The 18,362-nt window shown below is 68.7% G+C and carries 13 protein-coding genes; 3 read left to right on the top strand and 10 right to left on the bottom strand.

Annotation, left to right across the window (positions count from 1 at the left end; genetic code table 11):
* Positions 1 to 69: 69 nt before the first annotated feature.
* Positions 70 to 306, top strand: a complete 237-nt coding sequence (locus tag HUG10_RS21720; protein WP_179167589.1) for a hypothetical protein — start codon at positions 70 to 72, stop codon at positions 304 to 306.
* A 15-nt stretch (positions 307 to 321) separates the two neighbouring features.
* On the opposite strand, the gene pyrF is transcribed toward HUG10_RS21720, so the two are convergent.
* From pyrF to HUG10_RS00515, 5 genes are all read right to left on the bottom strand, one after another.
* Positions 322 to 1,134 carry an orotidine-5'-phosphate decarboxylase gene (pyrF, locus tag HUG10_RS00535; RefSeq protein WP_179167689.1) on the bottom strand — a complete coding sequence of 271 codons (813 nt, stop codon included), beginning with the start codon at positions 1,132 to 1,134 and terminating at the stop codon, positions 322 to 324.
* An 85-nt stretch (positions 1,135 to 1,219) separates the two neighbouring features.
* Positions 1,220 to 5,752, bottom strand: coding sequence for a glutamate synthase large subunit (gene gltB, locus HUG10_RS00530; RefSeq protein WP_179167688.1), 4,533 nt, complete (start codon positions 5,750 to 5,752; stop codon positions 1,220 to 1,222).
* A 238-nt stretch (positions 5,753 to 5,990) separates the two neighbouring features.
* Complete coding sequence (proS, locus tag HUG10_RS00525; protein ID WP_179167687.1) at positions 5,991 to 7,475, bottom strand: proline--tRNA ligase; 1,485 nt, start codon at positions 7,473 to 7,475, stop codon at positions 5,991 to 5,993.
* Positions 7,476 to 7,695: 220 nt separating this feature from the next.
* A complete protein-coding gene (locus HUG10_RS00520; protein ID WP_179167686.1) occupies positions 7,696 to 8,220 on the bottom strand; it encodes an 8-oxo-dGTP diphosphatase in 525 nt (174 codons plus the stop codon).
* A gap of 363 nt (positions 8,221 to 8,583) precedes the next feature.
* Complete coding sequence (locus HUG10_RS00515; RefSeq protein ID WP_179167685.1) at positions 8,584 to 9,081, bottom strand: hypothetical protein; 498 nt, start codon at positions 9,079 to 9,081, stop codon at positions 8,584 to 8,586.
* Between the two features lie 207 nt (positions 9,082 to 9,288).
* On the opposite strand from HUG10_RS00515, the gene HUG10_RS00510 reads away from it, so the two are divergent.
* Positions 9,289 to 11,214: a beta-CASP ribonuclease aCPSF1 gene (locus tag HUG10_RS00510; protein ID WP_179167684.1), complete on the top strand. Its 1,926-nt coding sequence runs from the start codon at positions 9,289 to 9,291 to the stop codon at positions 11,212 to 11,214.
* A 213-nt stretch (positions 11,215 to 11,427) separates the two neighbouring features.
* Here the strand turns inward: HUG10_RS00510 and HUG10_RS00505 are convergent, their stop codons facing one another.
* From HUG10_RS00505 to HUG10_RS00490, 4 genes are read right to left on the bottom strand one after another with little or no spacing between them, the layout of a single operon-like run.
* Positions 11,428 to 12,261 (bottom strand): ABC transporter permease, encoded by an 834-nt coding sequence (locus HUG10_RS00505; protein ID WP_246310193.1) that lies wholly within the window; start codon positions 12,259 to 12,261, stop codon positions 11,428 to 11,430.
* On the bottom strand, positions 12,258 to 13,205 hold the full coding sequence (locus HUG10_RS00500) for an ABC transporter permease (RefSeq protein ID WP_179167683.1): 948 nt from the start codon (positions 13,203 to 13,205) through the stop codon (positions 12,258 to 12,260). Before HUG10_RS00500 ends, HUG10_RS00505 begins: the two co-directional genes overlap by 4 nt.
* On the bottom strand, positions 13,205 to 14,311 hold the full coding sequence (locus HUG10_RS00495) for an ABC transporter ATP-binding protein (protein WP_179167682.1): 1,107 nt from the start codon (positions 14,309 to 14,311) through the stop codon (positions 13,205 to 13,207). The genes HUG10_RS00500 and HUG10_RS00495 overlap by 1 nt, the downstream gene beginning before the upstream one ends.
* Before the next feature lies 1 nt (position 14,312).
* Positions 14,313 to 15,389 carry an ABC transporter substrate-binding protein gene (locus tag HUG10_RS00490; protein WP_218780629.1) on the bottom strand — a complete coding sequence of 359 codons (1,077 nt, stop codon included), beginning with the start codon at positions 15,387 to 15,389 and terminating at the stop codon, positions 14,313 to 14,315.
* 348 nt (positions 15,390 to 15,737) lie between these two features.
* Here HUG10_RS00490 and HUG10_RS00485 point away from each other — a divergent pair, with 348 nt between their 5' ends.
* A complete protein-coding gene (locus HUG10_RS00485) occupies positions 15,738 to 16,907 on the top strand; it encodes a pyridoxal phosphate-dependent aminotransferase (protein ID WP_394354977.1) in 1,170 nt (389 codons plus the stop codon).
* An 87-nt stretch (positions 16,908 to 16,994) separates the two neighbouring features.
* Here HUG10_RS00485 and HUG10_RS00480 read toward each other — a convergent pair whose 3' ends face one another.
* A complete protein-coding gene (locus HUG10_RS00480) occupies positions 16,995 to 18,266 on the bottom strand; it encodes a M20/M25/M40 family metallo-hydrolase (RefSeq protein ID WP_179167680.1) in 1,272 nt (423 codons plus the stop codon).
* Positions 18,267 to 18,362: the final 96 nt, after the last annotated feature.

The raw sequence follows: 18,362 nt of genomic DNA, 5'->3' as shown, positions 1-18,362 counted from the left end.
CCCCGCGCGTCCGGGGTCGCCGCCAGAGGCCTGAAGGGAACGGGTGGCGAACGTGGACAGGGACCAGCAATGAGTGTCAGCGAACTCTGCCAGATCTGCGAGGCGAAGGAGGCTCGATTCACGTGTGACAACTGCGGGGCCGTCGTGTGCGAGGACCACTACGACGACGACGTTGGCTTCTGTCTCAACTGCGCCCGCACGGCACGCGGGGGCGGCGACGTCGCCGAGGGGGCGGAGGACGTCGTCGAAGGGGCCGACGACGTCGCCCCGGGAGCGGACGACGAACCGAACCCGACCTCGGAGTGAGCTATCCCGGAAGGGTTACTCGCGATGTCGGTTGAGCCGGTCGCGCAGTCGCTTCGCCGCCTGCCCGGCGACGGTCGCGAACTCCTCGCCCGCCTCGGCGCCGGCGAAGATGATGCCCCGCGAGGAGTTGACGAGACCAACGCCGTCGGCCAGTCCGAACTCAACCGCCGCCTCGGCGTCCCCGCCCTGCGCGCCGACGCCGGGGACGAGGAACGGGAGGTCGGGCACCTCCTCGCGAAGCTCCTCCAGCTCGTCGGGCGTCGTCGCGCCGACGACGAGGCCGACGTTTCCGGCCTCGTTCCACACGTCCGCGAGCGCGGCGACCCGGCGGTACAGCGGCTCCCCAGAGTCGAGTTCGAGGTCCTGGAGGTCGGCGCCGCCCGGGTTGGAGGTCCGGCAGAGGACGAACACGCCCTTGTCGCGGCGGGAGAGGAACGGCGAGAGCGAGTCGCGGCCCATGTACGGGTTGACGGTGATGGCGTCGGCGTGGTCGAGCAGCTCGGCGTACTTGCGCGCCGTGTTGCCGATGTCGGCCCGCTTGGCGTCGAGCAGGACGGGCACGTCCTTCCCCTCCGCGTAGGCGATGGTCTCGCGGAGCGACCGCCAGCCGTCGGCGTCCTCGTAGAAGGCGACGTTCGGCTTGTAGCAGGCGGCGTACTCGTGCGTGGCGTCGATGATACGGCGGTTGAACGCCCAGCGCGGGAGGTCCTTCTCGAGCAGGTGCTCGGGGATCTTCTTCAGGTCCGCGTCGAGGCCGACGGAGACGACGGTGTCCTTGCTGCGGATCCGGCTTCGGAGGTCGGAGAAGAAGGGGTTGAACTCGGGCATCCTTGTCGTTGATGTGGGTCAGCAGGGGCGGGGCTAAGTGTTCCTGTTTTCCCCGTCGTCAGAAAACCGGCGACGTCGCGACCGGTCAGTCGTCGCCGGAGACGGCACCGCGCTCGAAGCTCGAAACCGCATCCTCGCCGCCGGCGGCCTCGGGGAGTTGCTCGCGGACGTCGTCGCCGCGGCCCTCCGCGATGACCTGTGCGTAGGCGTCCGGGAGCACGCGGACGAACTCCCCGACGGACTCCGACCAGTTCTCAAGCAGGTCCGCCGCCCGCTCGCTCCCGGTGTGGGCGAGGTGGTTCTCGACCAGTCGGCGGAGCATCGCCTCGTCCGCCTCGGTGAGGTCCTCGGACAGCGACACCATGCCGCGGTTCACCTTCGCGCCGAACTCGTCGTCCGGGTCGTACACGTACGCGACGCCGCCTGACATGCCGGCGCCGAAGTTCCGCCCGGTGTCGCCGAGGACGGCGACGACGCCGCCGGTCATGTACTCGCAGCCGTGGTCGCCGAGCCCCTCGACGACCGCCTTCGCGCCGGAGTTGCGGACGGCGAAGCGTTCGCCTGCGACGCCGTTGACGTACGCCTCTCCGCTCGTCGCGCCGTACAGCGCGACGTTGCCGACGAGGACGTTCTCGGTCGGGTCGAACGCGGCGTCCGCGGGCGTCTCGATCGAGACGGTACCGCCCGAGAGCCCCTTGCCGACGTAGTCGTTCGCCGCGCCGGTGAGGCTGGCGGTGACGCCGCCCGCGAGGAACGCGCCGAACGACTGGCCGGCGGTGCCGTCGAAGTCCAGGCTGACGGTGTCCCGCGGGAGGCCCTCTCCACCGTGTTCGCGGGCGATGCGGTTCGAGAGCGTCGCGCCGACCGCGCGGTCCGTGTTCCGGAGCGTGCGCGAGAGGGCGACGGGCTCGCCGGCCGAGATCGCCTCCTCGGCCTCGTCGATGAGCTCCCAGTCGATCCCCTCGGCGACGTCACGGTGGTCCTGTTCGCGCACCTTCGTCCGTGCGCCGTGCGCGGGATCCGCGAGCACGGTCGAGAGGTCGAGGTGGGCCGCCTTCCCCTCCAGGTCGTCGCGCTGGGCCAGGACGTCCGGCCGGCCGATCATCTCCTCGACGGTACGGAAGCCGAGGTCGGCCATGATCTCGCGGAGCTCCCCCGCGATGAACGTCATGAAGTTGATGACGTGCTCGGGTTCGCCGGGGAACCGCTCGCGGAGGTCGTCACGCTGGGTGGCGACGCCCACCGGGCAGGTGTTCTGGTGGCACTGGCGGGCCATCACGCAGCCCGAGGAGACCAGCGCCCCGGTGCCGAAGGAGAATTCCTCGGCCCCGAGCAGCGCGCCGACCGCGACGTCGCGGCCGGTCTTCATCCCGCCGTCGACGGCGACGCGGATGCGGTCGCGCAGCCCCGTCGCGCGGAGCATCTGGTTCGTCTCCGCGAGGCCGAGTTCCCACGGGAGGCCAGCGTTCTTGATGCTCGTCTTCGGCGACGCGCCGGTGCCGCCGGAGTGACCGGACACGTGTACTACGTCGGCCTCGGCCTTCGCGACGCCCGCCGCGATGGTGCCGATACCGGCCTCCGAGACGAGCTTCACGTTGACGTCGGCCTCCGGGTTGGCGGACTTCAGGTCGTGGATGAGCTGCTTCAGGTCCTCGATGGAGTAGATGTCGTGTTGCGGGGGCGGCGAGATGAGCCCGACGCCCGGGGTCGAACAGCGGACGTGCGCGATGTACTCGTTCACCTTCGCACCGGGGAGGTGACCGCCCTCGCCGGGCTTGGAGCCCTGCGCCATCTTGATCTGGAGTTCGTCGGCGCTCGCGAGGTACTCCGCGGTGACGCCGAACCGGCCGGAGGCGACCTGCTTCACGTCGCACTCCCGCTCGGTCCCGAACCGCTCGGGCGGCTCACCGCCCTCGCCGGTGTTCGACTTGCCGCCGAGCCGGCGCATGGCGATCGAGTTGTTCTCGTGGGCCTCCGGCGAGAGGCTCCCGAGGCTCATCGCGGCCGTGGTGAACCGCTTCGCGATCTCGCCGACCGGTTCGACCTCCTCCAGCGGGACGGGGTCGCGGTCGGAGTCGAACGCGAGGAGGTTCCGCAGTTCGGCCGGGTGCTCGGCGTCGTTCACCTGCTCGGCGAACGAGTCCCACTTCTCGCGGTCGCCTCCGCGGACGGCCGCCTGGAGGTCGCGCACCGAGTGGGGGTTCCAGCCGTGGCGGATGCCCGAGGAGCGGTTCTCGTACTCGCCGTGGGTCTCGAGCGTCGGGTCCTCGCCGAAGCCGACCCGGTGGCGCTCGCGGACGTCGGCGGCGATCTCCGCGATGCCGATTCCCTCCGTGCGGATCTCGGTCCCCTCGAAGTACTCGCGGACGAAGTCGGAGTCGAGCCCGACGGCCTCGAAGATCTGGGCGCCGCGGTACGATTCCACGGTCGAGATGCCCATCTTCGCCATCGTCTTCAGGAGGCCCTGTTCGAGCGCCGCGCGGTAGCTCGCGAGCGCCTCCACCTCGTCGGCGCCGTCGGGGCCGGCGACGAGGTCGCGCACGGTCTCGTAGGCGAGGTACGGGCACACGGCGCCGGCGCCGTAGCCGACGAGGGTGGCGACGTAGTGGACCTCGCGCGGGTCGCCGGACTCCACGACCAGCCCGCAGCGGGAGCGCAGCCCCTCGCGGACCAGCGCGTGGTGGACCGCCGCCGTGGCGAGCAGGCTCGGGATCGGCGCGTGCTCGGCGTCGACCGTCCGATCCGAGAGCACGAGCACGTCCGCGCCGTCGCGTACGGCCGCGACCGCCCCGTCGCGGAGCGCGGCGACGGCCGCCTCCAGGTCCGCGTCGGGGTCGAACGTCGTGTCGAGCGTGGTCGACGAGAGGTCCCCGTCGGTCCGCGCTTCGAGGTCGCGGAACCCGGCAGCCTCCGCCTCGGTCAGGATGGGCGAGTCGCAGACGACCTGCTGGGCGTGCTCCGGCGACTCGCCGAGGAGGTTCCGCTGGGGGCCGAGCCGGGCCTCCAGCGAGGTGACCAGCTCCTCACGGATGTAGTCGATCGGCGGGTTCGACACCTGCGCGAACAGCTGCTTGAAGTACGTGAACAGCGGCCGGTTGTACTCCGAGAGCACCGACAGCGGCGTGTCGTCGCCCATCGAGCCGACGGGGTCCTTCCCCTCCTTCGACATCGGCTCGATGAGGTGGTTCAGCTGGTCGGTCGTGTAGCCGAACGCCGCCTGGAGGCCCCGTAGATCACCGGAGACCTCGGGGGCGTCCTCGGCGGCCACGTCGCCCAGGTCGCGCTGTTCCGCGTCGACCCACTCGCCGTACTTGTCGTCGGTCAGGTCCGCGAAGACCGCCTCGTCGGGGACGACCTCGCCCCGCTCCCGGTCGGCGACGAACACCTCACCCGGCTGGAGCCGACCGCGCTCTCGCACCTCGCTCGGCTCGTGGTCGAGCGCCCCGACCTCGCTGGCCATCACCAGCCGGTCGTCGGTCGTCACGTCGTATCGGCATGGGCGCAGGCCGTTTCGGTCGAGCACCCCGGCGACGCGCTCGCCGTCGAAGCCGATGACGAGCGCCGGGCCGTCCCACGGCTCGACGAGCGAGGCGTGGAACTCGTAGAACTCGTGCCGCTCCTCGCTCATCGCCTCGTCGCGACGGTACGCCTCGGGGATGAGCATCCGGAGCGCGTGCGGGAGCTCCCGGCCGCCCTGGAGCAACAGGTCGAGCGTCTCGTCCAGCGAGGCGGTGTCGGACTGGTCCGGGTCGGAGACGACCGGCGTGACCGCATCGAGCTCCCCGTCGGTGAAGCCGCCGCCCGAGAGGTCGGCCTCGCGGGCGCGCATCCAGTTCACGTTGCCCCGGATGGTGTTGAACTCGCCGTTGTGGACGACGTTGCGGTACGGGTGCGCGAGGTGCCACGCGCCGAGCGTGTTCGTCGAGAACCGCGCGTGGACCAGCGCGACGCCCGACTCCAGCCGCTCGTCGCGGAGGTCAGGGTAGTACGCCGGGAGCTGGCTCGCCTTCAGCAGGCCCTTGTAGACGAGCCGTTCGCGGTCGAGCGAGCAGACGTAGAACCTGCCGGCCCCCTCGACGTCGTCGGCCGCGGTCTCCAGCGCCCGACGGGCGACATAGAGCCGTCGGTCGAAGTCCTCAGTCGGGACCCCCTCGCCCGGCGCGACGAACGCCTGCCAGACGGACGGCTCGGATTCCAACGCCGTCTCGCCGAGGTCCGCCGCCTCGGCGTCCGTCGGCACCTCGCGCCACGCGACCGTCTCGACGTCGTACTCAGCCAGAGTCGTCTCGAACAGTTCCCGTAGCTCGGCGCGTACGTCCCCGTCGGTCGGCATGAACAGCGATCCGACCGCGTACGTGTCCGGCAGGTCGCCGACGACCGCCTCGAAGAAGCCGTCGGGTCGCTGGAGCATGACGCCCGCCCCGTCGCCAGTGTTCGGTTCAGCCCCGGTCGCCCCCCGATGTTCGAGGTTCTCCAGGAGTTCGATACCATCCGATACTACAGCGTGCGAGCGACCGCCGTCGAGGTCGACGACGGCACCTACACCACAGTTCGAGCGCTCGTCCGCGGGGTCCGCCAGGCCCGCGACCGGGCGCTCGGACGCGTCCGGCTCGGTCATGCGTTGGGGTGAGGGTAACCAACGTAAAGCCGTGTTCCTGAAGGGCTAAGGGTGTACCAATACCATACAAGGGAATATTAGGTCGAACGTATTCGGAATCGACTGGTCATTCGACGAAGCGCGTGTATGCAGCCAGAAATCGGAGAGTTCGAAACCTGATTGCTGCTCATTCGTATACTCCGAAAATCCAACCGAAATCAGGCGACCATTCGTCCAATTATCCAGGTGGCAGGGAGTGTCAGTACGCCTTCGCGAAGTACGCCGTCCGCCGGGCCCCCTCCCCGCAGATCGCGCACGTCTCGTCGTGGTCCTCGTTCCGGAGGTCGTCGTCCTCCTCGAACGGCACCATCACGATCTCGGCGGCGATCTGCTCCTTGATCTCGTCCTCGCAGGCCTCGTCGCCGCACCACGGCGCCTTCACGTAGCCGCCGTGCTGGCCGATGGTGCCGAGGATGCCCGCGCGGTCGTCGGCCTCCCGGACCTCGCCCTCGAGGTTCTCCTCGGCGGCGGCGTACAGTTTCGCGAACACCTCGTCGAGGTGTACCTGCGCCGCGTCCGCGATCCCCTCGCGGTCGACGGTCACCTGCTCACCGTCCGGGCGGTGGACGACCGTCACTTCGCGGTCGTCGACCTCGTGCGGTCCGATCTCGAAGCGGACGGGGACGCCGTTCAGCTCGTGTTCGTTGAACTTGAAGCCGGGGTTGCGCGTGTCGCGGTCGTCGAGTTCGACGCGGATTCCGGCCTCCTCCAGTTCCTCGGCGATGCCCTCGGCGTACGAGAGCACCTCCTCCTGGGTGTCCGACTGCCAGATGGGGACGACGACGACCTGCTCGGGCGCGACGGTGGGCGGGAGAACGAGCCCCTGGTCGTCCGAGTGGGTCATGATGAGCGCGCCGAGCGCCCGCCAGGAGAACCCCCACGAGGTCGTGTGGGCGAGGTTCTCCTCCTCGTCCTCGTCCGAGTAGGTGATGTCGAACGCCTCCGCGAAGGAGGTGCCGAGGTGGTGGGAGGTGGCCCCCTGGACCGACTTGCCGTCGGGCATCAGCGCCTCGACGGTCGTGGTCGTGTCGGCACCGGGGAACTTGTCGTGGTCCGGTTTCTGTCCCCGGAGCACGGGGATGCCGAGCAGTTCCTCGTAGGCCGACTCGTACTGGTCGAGCCGGAGCATCGTCTCCTCCCACGCGTCCTCTCCCGTCTCGTGGGCCGTGTGCCCCTCCTGCCAGAGGAACTCCTTGGTGCGGAAGAACGGCTTCGTCTCGGTCGCCTCCCAGCGCACGACCGAGCACCACTGGTTCACCCGCAGCGGGAGGTCGCGGTGGCTCCGCACCCACTGGCTGATGTAGGGGGTGATGATGGACTCGGAGGTGGGCCGCACGGCGAGCCGCTCCTCCAGTTCCTCGTGGCCGCCGTGGGTGACCCAGGCGACCTCGGGGTCGAATCCCTCGACGATGTCCTTCTCGCGTTCGAGGTAGGACTCGGGGATGAACATGGGGAAGTAGGCGTTCTGCACGCCCGTGTCCTTGAACTTCGCGTCGAGGAACCCCTGCACGCGCTCCCACAGTGCGTACGCGCGCGGGCGCGTGACGATGAATCCGGACATCCCCTCGGGGCCGTAGTTCGCCAGGCCGGCCTTCTGGACCACCTCGGCGTACCACTCGCCGGTCTCGTACTCCTTCGACTTCGTAACGCCGAGTTCCTGTTCGGCGCCGTCGTCTTCGCTCATACTCGTTGGTTTCGGACTGCGGTCTTAAACTCGGCGCGTTTCGGTCGTGGGAGGATGGACGTGGGTGACGGCGATGGGTGGGCTAGGTCCCACCCGGCGGAACCGAGGCGGGGTCGGCAACGGACGCCCGACTCTCGAAGCGGTATGAGTCGGCGGCGCCGCGACGCACGGACGTACTCATCCGGAGCGAGGCAGGTGGCAAAGCGGTACCGCCGGCGTGCTACGAGGTAGCGTGGTCAACCCCCGCCGTCCTCTCGATCGGCACGTCCGTCTCCACCTCGACCAGCCGCGGGTCGCCCCCGTGGTAGACGAACCGGCCGCGGGACGTCCCGCCCGCGAGCACCGTCGGGAGCCAGTCGCGGTCGGTCGCCCACATCTCCGAGAGTGGGAGGTCGTCGACCGGAAACCACTCAGGGACCGCCTCGTCGGTCTCCACGGGGTCGCCAGCGTACTCGGTGGCGCGGTAGACGTGGACGAGCGCGTTCCAGTCCTCGGAGTAGTACTCGAATTCGCCGACCTTCACCGGGTCGCGAACCTCGATGCCGACCTCCTCCCGTACCTCGCGGACGACGCACTCGCGCGGCGTCTCGCCCGGTTCGACCTTGCCGCCCGGGCCGACGTACTGGTCGCTGCCGACGCCGCGCTTCTTGTGGATGAGGAGGGTCTCGTCGTTCGCGGATTCAGCCCACTCTCCCGAGGCGCTTCGCGCCTCCCGGACGAGGTGGCACAGCGTCGCGTCGCGCATTACTCGAACGTCGTGTTGGAGGGGTGTGAGTAAACGATGTCGACTGACCAATCGATTCGACGTAGGCGCGACGACTACCTTGAAAGCCCCCGGGCGCTCCGGTCGGAGGGCTCGCTGCGCTCTTCGTTCCCTCGCTCTGCTCGTTCACTGCAGTGCTTGCTTCCCCCGCCTTCCCGGAGCGCCCGGCCCCTTTCAGTCCCACCCGACAGCACAGCAGCCACGCCCTCCCCCTGCCGATTCCGCTCCTCGCGCTCGCACGCTCGCACTCTGGTGCCCATCCCTTGTACGACGGTCGGCCGCCCACGATGGGCGGTCGCCGCGCCCCACTGCCAGCGGCTCCGTTACGCCATGCCGTCCGCCGGTTCACTCCCCCGTCGGTTCCACGGAGAACGGGCTCTCGCCATCCGTCCACTCCCAGCCCGGCAGCCGCGTCTGGAACCCCGCGGCGAGCGCAGCGTCGAGGTCGTCCTGGCCTGCCACGTCGATCCCGTCCTCGCCATGGGTGTGCACGTCCGCGAAGTGGAACGTCGCCTCCGCGAGCAGCGCGAGGGGCTGTTCTCCCGCGATCGTGGCGGCCAGCTCGCGCCCGAGCAGTTCGTCGACGACGAACCCCGGGTAGTCCCCCTCCACATCGAGGTCGCGGAGGACGCCACACAGGGCCGCGACGTTCACCGCGCGGTCGCCGTCCGCGAACACCGCGTCCACCTCGTCGCGGTACTCGGCGGCGGCGACCGTCGCCACGTCGGTCCCGAACAGGTCGCCGAGCGCGTCCCGAGTGTCGTTGATGACGGGAACCACCTCGTCGGCCCGGTCGCGCAGGCGGTCGCGCTCCGCGCGGACGCGGGCGGGCGTGAGTCGCATATCCGAGCGTGGGGCGCCCGCTCCTTGCGCTTTGCGAAGGCTTTTATAACCCCGACCGGATACGTGCTACCAAGCGGGTTTTCGTCACCCCACGGGGGGCCGAACCTCGAATAGAGAGTCCCGTATCATGCGATATCTCACGTTCAGTCAGACCGACGGCACCGCACCGGTTCACAGCGGCGCCCCCAACCCGATGTCCCTGCAGCTATGAGTCAAGTCGACACGCAACTCGAAGAGACGAAGGCACAGATCGAATCAGAGATCCCCGACGACATCTCCGTCACCGACGTCAAGTACGAAGGTCCGGAGCTCGTCGTCTACACGCGCCACCCCAAGGAGTTCGCGGGGAACGGCGATCTCGTGCGGCGGCTCGCGTCGAAGCTCCGCAAGCGGATCACCATCCGCCCGCACCCCGACGTGCTCTCGGACCCGACGGAGGCCGAGGGACGGATCCTCTCGGTCATCCCCGAGGAGGCCGGCGTCACCGACCTGGACTTCCACCAGGACACGGGCGAGGTCGTCATCGAGGCGGAGAAGCCCGGCATGGTCATCGGCCGCCACGGCTCGACCCTCCGCGAGATCACCCAGGAGGTCGGCTGGACCCCGGAGGTCGTCCGCACGCCGCCCATCGAGTCCTCGACGGTATCGAACGTCCGCAACTTCCTGAAACAGGAGCGCGAGGAGCGGCGCGACATCCTCGAACGCGTCGGCCGGCAGATCCACCGCGAGGAGATGGCCGACGACCAGTGGGTCCGCATCACCACCCTCGGCTGCTGTCGTGAGGTCGGCCGCGCGGCGTTCGTGCTCAACACGGCCGAGACGCGCATCCTCGTCGACTGCGGCGACAAGCCGGGTTCGGACGGCGAGGTACCGTACCTGCAGGTGCCCGAGGCGCTCGGCGCGGGCGCGCAGAACATCGACGCGGTCGTGCTCACCCACGCCCATCTCGACCACTCGGCGCTGCTCCCGCTCATCTTCAAGTACGGCTACGACGGCCCCATCTACTGCACCGAACCGACCCGCGACCTGATGGGCCTGCTCACGCTCGACTACCTCGACGTGGCCAACAAGGAGGGTCGCACCCCGCCGTACGAGTCCTCCCAGGTGCGCGAGGCGATCAAGCACACCATCCCGCTGGAGTACGGCGACGTCACCGACATCGCCCCGGACGTGAAGCTCACATTCCACAACGCCGGCCACATCCTCGGCTCGGCCGTCTCGCACTTCCACATCGGCGACGGCCTCTACAACGTCTGCTTCTCGGGCGACATCCACTACGACGACACGCGGCTGTTCAACGGCGCGGTCAACGACTTCCCGCGCGTGGAGACGCTCGTGATGGAGTCCACCTACGGCGGGCGCAACGACTACCAGACCGACCAGGAGGACTCCGAGCGCCGCCTCGTCGAGGTCATCAACGAGGCCCACGACCGGGGCGGCAAGGTGCTCATCCCGGCGTTCGCCGTTGGCCGGTCACAGGAGATGATGCTCGTCATCGAGGAGGCGATGCGCTCGGGGAAGATCCCCGAGATGCCCGTCCACCTCGACGGGATGATCTGGGAGGCGACGGCCATCCACACGACCTACCCCGAGTACCTGCGCGACGAGCTCCGCGACCGCATCTTCCACGAGGACGAGAACCCGTTCCTCGCGGACCAGTTCAACCACATCGACGGCGGCGAGGAGGAGCGCCAGGACGTCGCCGACGGCGGCCCCTGCATCATCCTCTCGACCTCAGGTATGGTCACCGGCGGCCCGATCATGTCCTGGCTCCGGCACCTCGGCGGCGAGGAGGAGTCCATCCTCACCTTCGTCGGCTACCAGGCCCAGGGGACGCTGGGGCGCCGCATCCAGAACGGCTGGGAGGAGATCCCGGTCCAGAACCGCAACGGCTCGGGCCGCACGGACACGCTCACCCTGAAGATGGACGTGGAGACCGTCGACGGCTTCTCCGGGCACGCGGACCGGCAGGGGCTCGAGAACTTCGTGAAGACGATGAACCCCCGGCCGGAGAAGGTGCTATGCGTCCACGGCGACGAGCGCTCCGTGCAGGACCTCTCCTCGGCGCTGTACCACGACTACAACATGCGGACGTTCGCGCCGAAGAACCTCGAGACGTTCCGGTTCAAGTAGTCGGCCGGGTCGCTCCGGTCGAACCGGTTCGTCGTCTCGTTCGAACCGTCGTCTCGCCCCCGTTCGAAACGACGCGACGTGCGGATTCGAACGCGCGGGAACCCAGTTCTCCCAGTCGTCCTCACCGACGGCTCTCGAAGGGAGGCCGGTCGAACAAGAGATTCACGGGAAGGGGATCGTCCGGTGCCGGACGACGCTCGCGGCCGGCCCGCGTCAGCGTCGCGCGAGCAGTTCGACCCGCGTGAGCGAGACGGCCACGAGCACCATCGACACCGCGACGAGCAGGAACACGACGCTGATGACGTTCACCTCCGGCGTGACGTTGTAGCGGATCTGGTTCCAGATGTACACCGGCAGCGTCGGGTCGCCCGACCCCTTCACGAAGTAGGTGTAGACGAACTCGTTGAACGAAAGGGTGAACGCGAGCAGGCCGCCGGCGACGATCCCCGGGAAGATGTTCGGGAGGGTGACCTGCCAGAACGTCCGGAGTTCGTCCGCGCCGAGGTCCTTCGAGGCCTCCTCCAGCCGCCGGTCGAACGTCAGGAACGTCGGGAGGATGACCAGCGTCGCGAACGGGATCGTCCTGATCACGTGGGCGATCACTACCGAGATGTAGTCCGGGAGGCCGAGCGTCCCCTTGAAGAACAGCACCATGGCGACGCCGGTCACCACGAGCGGGACGATGATCGGCAGCGTCGCGAGGAGCTGCAGCCAGCTCCGGCCCGGGAACACGTACCGGTTGACGGCGTACGCGATCATCGTGGAAAGGACGACGCTGACGACCGTCGCCGGGACAGAGATGGTCAGCGTCGTCACGATGGCGTCCAGCGCGGCGTCGTTCGAAAGGAACACCCGGTACCACCGGAGGGTGAGCTTATCCGGCGGGAACGACAGCACGCCCCCGTCGGCGAACGACATGAACACGAGCACCGCGATCGGCACCCAGAGGAACGCGATCACCAGCGCGATGACGACCGCGGCCATGCGCGAGGCGTGGGCCTGGACGGCCCGCTCGAACAGCCCCGCGAGGCGACCGCCTCGGGTCACGACTCCTCACCCCCCTGTGCGAACAGGCCGCCGCCGAGGCGCGTGCCGAGGATCAGCAGCGCCACGACGACGACGGAGATGACCATCCCGATGGCCGCGCCGAACGGCCAGTTGAACGCGCTCTTGAACTGGTTCTCGATCACCATGCCGATCATGATGTTGCTCGTCCCCCCGAGCAGCCGCGGCGTGATGAACGAGCCGAACGTGGGGATGAACACGAGGATGATGCCGGTGACGACGCCGTTGATCGTCATCGGCAGGGTCACCGAGGCGAACGTCCGCACCGGTCCGGCGCCGAGGTCCTTCGAGGCCTCGATGAGGTCCGAGTCCAGGTTCGTCAGCGACGCGTAGAACGGCAGCACCGCCAGCGGTAGCCAGACGTAGGTGAAGCCGATGAGCACGGCCGGCTCGCTGTACAGCAGGCTCAGCGCCGGCAGGCCGACCATGTTCAGCGTCGAGTCGAGCACGCCGTCGCTCTGGAGGATGTTGATCCAGGCGTACATCCGGATGATGTAGCTGGTCCAGAACGGCAGGATGACGAGCAGGAGCAGCAGCGTCGTCCGCCGGGAGAACCGGACGATGCTGTACGCCAGCGCGTAGCCGACCACCGTCACGATGGCGGTCACCTGCACGCTGATCAGCAGCGTCTGCCAGACCACCGAGAGGTACGTGTCCGAGTTGAGGAACTCCGTGTAGTTCGACAGCGTCCACGGCCCGCCGATATCGCCCGTCTGGAAGGAGACGACGACCATGGCGAGCAGCGGGATCGCGAAGAACAGTACCAGTATCGCGTACGGCGGCCCCGCGACGGCGAGCGTCCGGAGCCGGGGGCGCTCGCGGAAGAACGCGGCCAGGTCGTCGAGACGCCCGCCGCCGGACGAACCGAGCGCGTTCTGCCGGTCGGGTGCCGCCGGCTCGTCCGCGGCGTCGGAGCGCTCGGCCATCAGGTCGCCTCCGTCTCACCGTCCGCGGACGCGCCGCGCCGGTAGAGGTGGACGTCGGCGCCGTCCCACGTGACGGCGACGGACTCGCCGATGTCGAACGAGTTCCCGCGGATCTCCGCCGACAGTTGGCCCCACTGTTCGGTCTCGACCCCGTACAGCGAGTCGCTCCCCTGATAGCTCCGGTTCCGTACCACGCCGGTGGTCGAGAACCGCCCGTCGCCGGGCGTCGGCGTGCCGTCGTCGAGACGGACCTGGTACGGCCGAACGCAGACGTCGACCGCGTCGCCGGCCGCCACGTCGCCGGCGGCGTCCCGCGGAATCGCGACCTCCCCGGTCCCGGCGTCGACGACCACCCGGCCGTCCTCGACCGCGGTCACCCGCCCCTCGACGGCGTTGACGTCGCCGATGAAGTCCGCGACGAACTTGCTCTCCGGGGCCTCGTACAGCTCCTCGACCGTCCCGACCTGCTGGATCCGGCCCTCGTCGAGCACGACGAGCCGGTCAGAGACGGCGAGCGCCACCTCCTGGTCGTGCGTGACGTAGAGGAACGTCGTGTTCGTCTCCGCCTGGATCCGCTGTAGCTCGCCCTGCATGTGCTGGCGAAGCTTCCGGTCCAGCGAGGAGAGCGGTTCGTCGAACAGGACGAGCGCCGGTTCGTTGACGAGCGCGCGGGCGAGCGCGACGCGCTGCTGCTCGCCGCCCGAGAGTTCCGACGGGGTGCGGTCGCCGTAGCCGTCGAGCCGCACCATCTCCAGGATGCGCTCGGTCCGCTCGCGTCGCTCCGCGGCGGGGACGCCCCGCTGCTTGAGCCCGTACCCGATGTTCTCCGCGACGGTCAGATGCGGGAACAGCGCGAGGTCCTGGAACACCATGTTCACGTCGCGTTCGAACGGGGGCGACCCGACAACGTCCTCGCCGTCGAGGCGGATCTCCCCCGACGTCGGCTCCTCGAACCCGGCGACCATCCGGAGGGCCGTCGACTTCCCCGACCCGCTCGGCCCGAGGATGGAGACGAACTCCCCGTCCTCGATGTCGAAGCTCACGTCGTCGACCGCCGTGAGGTTGCCGAACTCCTTCGTGAGTCCGCGAACGCTCAACAGGGACATCCTATGCGGCCTTCACTGCCGTCCAGATCTCGTCGTACCGGGACCGGACCTCGTCCGAGAGCGTCTCGGAGAAGATCAGGTTCCAGTCGTCCGGCCAGTTCGTGAACTCGGCGTCCTCCTGGGAGAGCTCGTCGCTGATGTCGACGGCGGGCTGGTAGCCCATCGTCTCGAACAGCTTAGCCGCGTTCTCCGTCTCGCTGGCCCAGTTGGTGAACTGGAGGCTCGCGATGGGGTTGGGCGACCCCTTCGGGATGACGAAGAGGTCGCTCGTGTACATCGCACCCTCGTCGGGCGCCGTGTAGTGGACGGGCGCGCCCTCCTGGAACCGCGCCGTGTAGGTGCGGCCCATCGTGAGCGGCCCCGCCACGACGTCCTCGTTGACGAAGAGGCTCATCCCCTGCTGGTAGTCGCCCCAGTACGTCTGGAGGAGCGGCTTCTGCTGGACGAGGACCTCCTCGATCTCCTTGAAGTCGTCGGGCTGGATCGGGTCCTGTCCGGTGTACATCGCGGCGATCTGGCAGGAGACGGTCGCGTTGTCCCACATGCAGAGGTTGCCCTCGTGTTGATCGTCCCAGAGAACGCCCCAGGAGGTGGGCGCCGAGTCGAAGTACTCGTCGTTGTACGTGAGCGGGTACAACACGAGCGACTCCGGGACGGCGTACGTCTTCCCGTCCTGCTGGTAGGAACTCGCCTCCTTGATGCGGTCGGTGATGTTCTCCCAGGCGGGCATGACGTCGACCGGGATCTCGTGGAGGAAGTCGTTCTCGATGGAACGCTCGACCCAGTTCGTGGTGGCGGCGATGTTGTCGATCTCGCTGTTGCCCGCCTCGAGCTGGGAGTACCACTGATCCGGCGACGAGAAGCCGGTGTTGCTCACCTGTACGTCGAACTCGTCGCCGAAGGCGTCGATGGCCCACTCTGCCCAGCTGTCGTACCAGTTCCACATGTTCAGGTTCGACTCGAGGTTCTCGGGCGGCCACTCCTCGACGTCGGTGGGGACGCGGTCGCTCTCCCCGCCGCCCCCGCCGCCGAGACAGCCGGCCGCGGCAGTGATCCCCGCCGCTGCCGCTCCCTGCACGAAGCGACGACGATTCACTGTCGACCGTCCGTCGGTGCCCTTACGCATCGTCTCCCTCGCTGGCGCTGTCGGTTCCCGCTTCGTGTTCGTCGTCGTTTGCCATGTGATACCAACTCCGAGAGGGCTAAATAAGATTGTCGGATATTTCTAGGGAACTGTACATCGTTGTCAACTTCCCGTCCCGCGTGTGTCCATCAATCACGTCGAGAAACTGTCGAACAAAAGTGAACGATCCGATATCCCGCTCGGAATCCGGTAGCGGCCGGGCTGGAATCGACCAGGTTCGACCGTACTAGCGGGAGGCCCGAACACCGACTGCTTTCTTACCCCCCGCCGGCAAGTGCGGGTATGACAGCCGAGGACGCGTTCGATCGGCCGCTGGGTAGCAAGCGCGTGCGGGGAATGAACGAGTCGGTCATCCGAGAGATGACGCGCGAGGCCCATCGACTCGGCGCGATCAACCTCTCTCAGGGCATCCCCGACGAGGACGAGACGCCGAAGTCGGTAAAGCGTGCGGCTAAGGACGCGATCGACACGTCCAGCCAGTACACGATCACGTGGGGGCTCCCGGAACTCCGGGAGGCGATCGCCGAGCGCTACGCCGACTGGAAGGACGTCTCGTACGACCCGGAGACCGAGGTGACCGTCACCTGCGGGACGAGCGAGGCGATCATGTCGACGCTGCTGTCGCTGTGTGACCCCGGCGACGGCGTCGTCTACTTCGAGCCGACCTACGAGAGCTACATCCCCGGCGTCCAGTTCGCCGAGGGGCGGCCGATCCCCCTCGACATCACGGACGGGCTCGCCGTCGAGGAGGGGCCGCTCCGCGAGGCCGCGTCGGACGCGTCCATCCTCATCCTGAACCACCCGCAGAACCCGACCGGGAAGGTGTTCACCCCTGAGGAACTGCAACTCGTCGCGGACGTCGCGGCCGAGGAGGACCTCGTCGTCGTCACCGACGAGATCTACGAGCACATCGTCTACGCCGACCACTACCGGAGCCCGGTCACGATCGACGGCCTCGCGGAGCGAACCGTCGTCTGCACGGGCATGTCGAAGACGTACTCCGTGACGGGCTGGCGGGTCGGCTTCGCGCTCGCGCCCGAGCCGCTCTCGGCGGAACTGCGGAAGTTCCACGACTACACCAGCATCTGCGCGCCGACGCCGTTCCAGCAAGCCGGCGTCGAGGCGCTCTCGCTGCCCGAACGGTACTACGCCGACCTCGCCGATTCCTACGAGCGCCGGCGGGGCCAGCTGTACGAGGGGCTCCGGTCCGTCGGGCTCGACCCCGTGATGCCCGACGGGGCGTACTACATGATGACGCGCTACCCGACCGACGAGGACGACACCGACTTCGCGCTCCGACTCATCCGCGAGGCGGGCGTCGCCGCGGTTCCCGGGAGCAGTTTCTACACCGACGGGGGGAGCGACTGGGTCCGGTTCACCTTCTCGCGGAACGAGGACACCATCGACGAGGCGATCCGTCGGCTCGACGAGAACCGGTTCTGGGAGGAGTAGTCGGGAGTCCGAACCCGTCGGACGCCCACGCATCGAGGTGAACGCCGCGCGGAATCACCGATTCCGCACGTAACCACCGATGCCCGATCAGGAGAGGAGCCTACAAGTAGTGTCCGTGATGACCTCGCCGGCGGTCAGGACCTCCTCCCAGACGATCGACTCGTTCGGGAAGTGCGCCTCGTCGATGTCGCCCGGGCCGAAGACGACGGCCGGAATCCCCGCGTGGACGAAGTGGCGCGAGTCCGCGCCGTACGTCTCGCCGATGGGGTCCGTCTCCGACAGCCCGGCGGCGTCCATCGCGTCCCGGAGGGTCGTCACGACCGCGGCGTCCGGGTCCGTCTCGGCCGGCGAGAACTGGACGGAGAACCGCTCGAACGTCGGCGGGTGCGCGGAGAGCCACTCGCTGTCCGCGACCACGTCGCCGAGCGCCGCGTCGAACTCGGCCTCCACCGACTCGACGGTCTCGCCCGGAGCGACGCCGATACGGACCTCCGCGTCCAGCGACGCCGGCACCGAGGAGGCCCACGACCCCGCGTGGACGGTGCCGACGTTGACGGGCCACGGGTTCGAGAACTGCTCGTACAGCGGGTGGCGGACGCGCTCAGCACGCTCCGTCTCCAGTTCCTCGAACGCCCGGCGGATCCGCTCGAAGTGCGGCAGGACGGACTCCCCGTTCCAGCGGCGCGCGGCGTGGGCCGACCGGCCGTCGACGTGGAGCCGCTTCATGAGGCTCCCTTCCGTCGCCGTGACGGGCGTCAGCGATGTGGGTTCGGCGACGATCGCCGCGTCGCGCTCGAAGGGGTACGGGCTGTCCATCGCGGCCGACGCGGCGCCGATCCCGCCCTCCTCCTCGCCGGCGACGCTCTCGACGACGACCCGCCCGTTCAGGTCGAGGTCGTCGGCCGCGTCCGCGAGCGCCCGTCCGGCGAAGATGCACGTCGCGGTCCCGACCTTCATGTCGGCGGCACCCCGGGCGGTGATCGTCACCGATCCGTCCTCGCGCTCGCCCCAGACGGGGTCGAACGGGTCGGTGTCCCACAGCGTCTCGTCCGCCGGTACCACGTCCACGTGCCCGTTGAGGACGACGGTCGGGCCGGCCTCCGGGTCGCCGAACTCGGCGACGCCGGCGACACTCGGTCGGTCCGCGACCGGAATCTCGTCCGGGTCGTCCGGGAACTCCGGGTGGGTCGCGAGGCGCTCGGCGTCGGCCGTCCACTCGTACGTGTCGAAGCCGAACGACGCGAGCCGGTCGAGCACCCACTCCTGGGCATCGCGTTCCCCGCCGTCGGTCGTGTCGAACCCCAGGAACGACTCGACGAACGTTCGCAGGTCGTCGTCGTACCGCGTGAATCGGTTCATTCGGGTTGGTTCATGAATTCCGAACGGAGCCAAAAGGCTACCGAGGTGGTCGCCGCCCTCGCCAACGCTTTTCACCGTTACTCGCGAGGCTCCGTC

The organism is Halorarum halophilum (assembly GCF_013401515.1).
Taxonomy (GTDB): domain Archaea; phylum Halobacteriota; class Halobacteria; order Halobacteriales; family Haloferacaceae; genus Halorarum; species Halorarum halophilum.
This window is presented reverse-complemented; position numbering and strand designations above follow the sequence as displayed.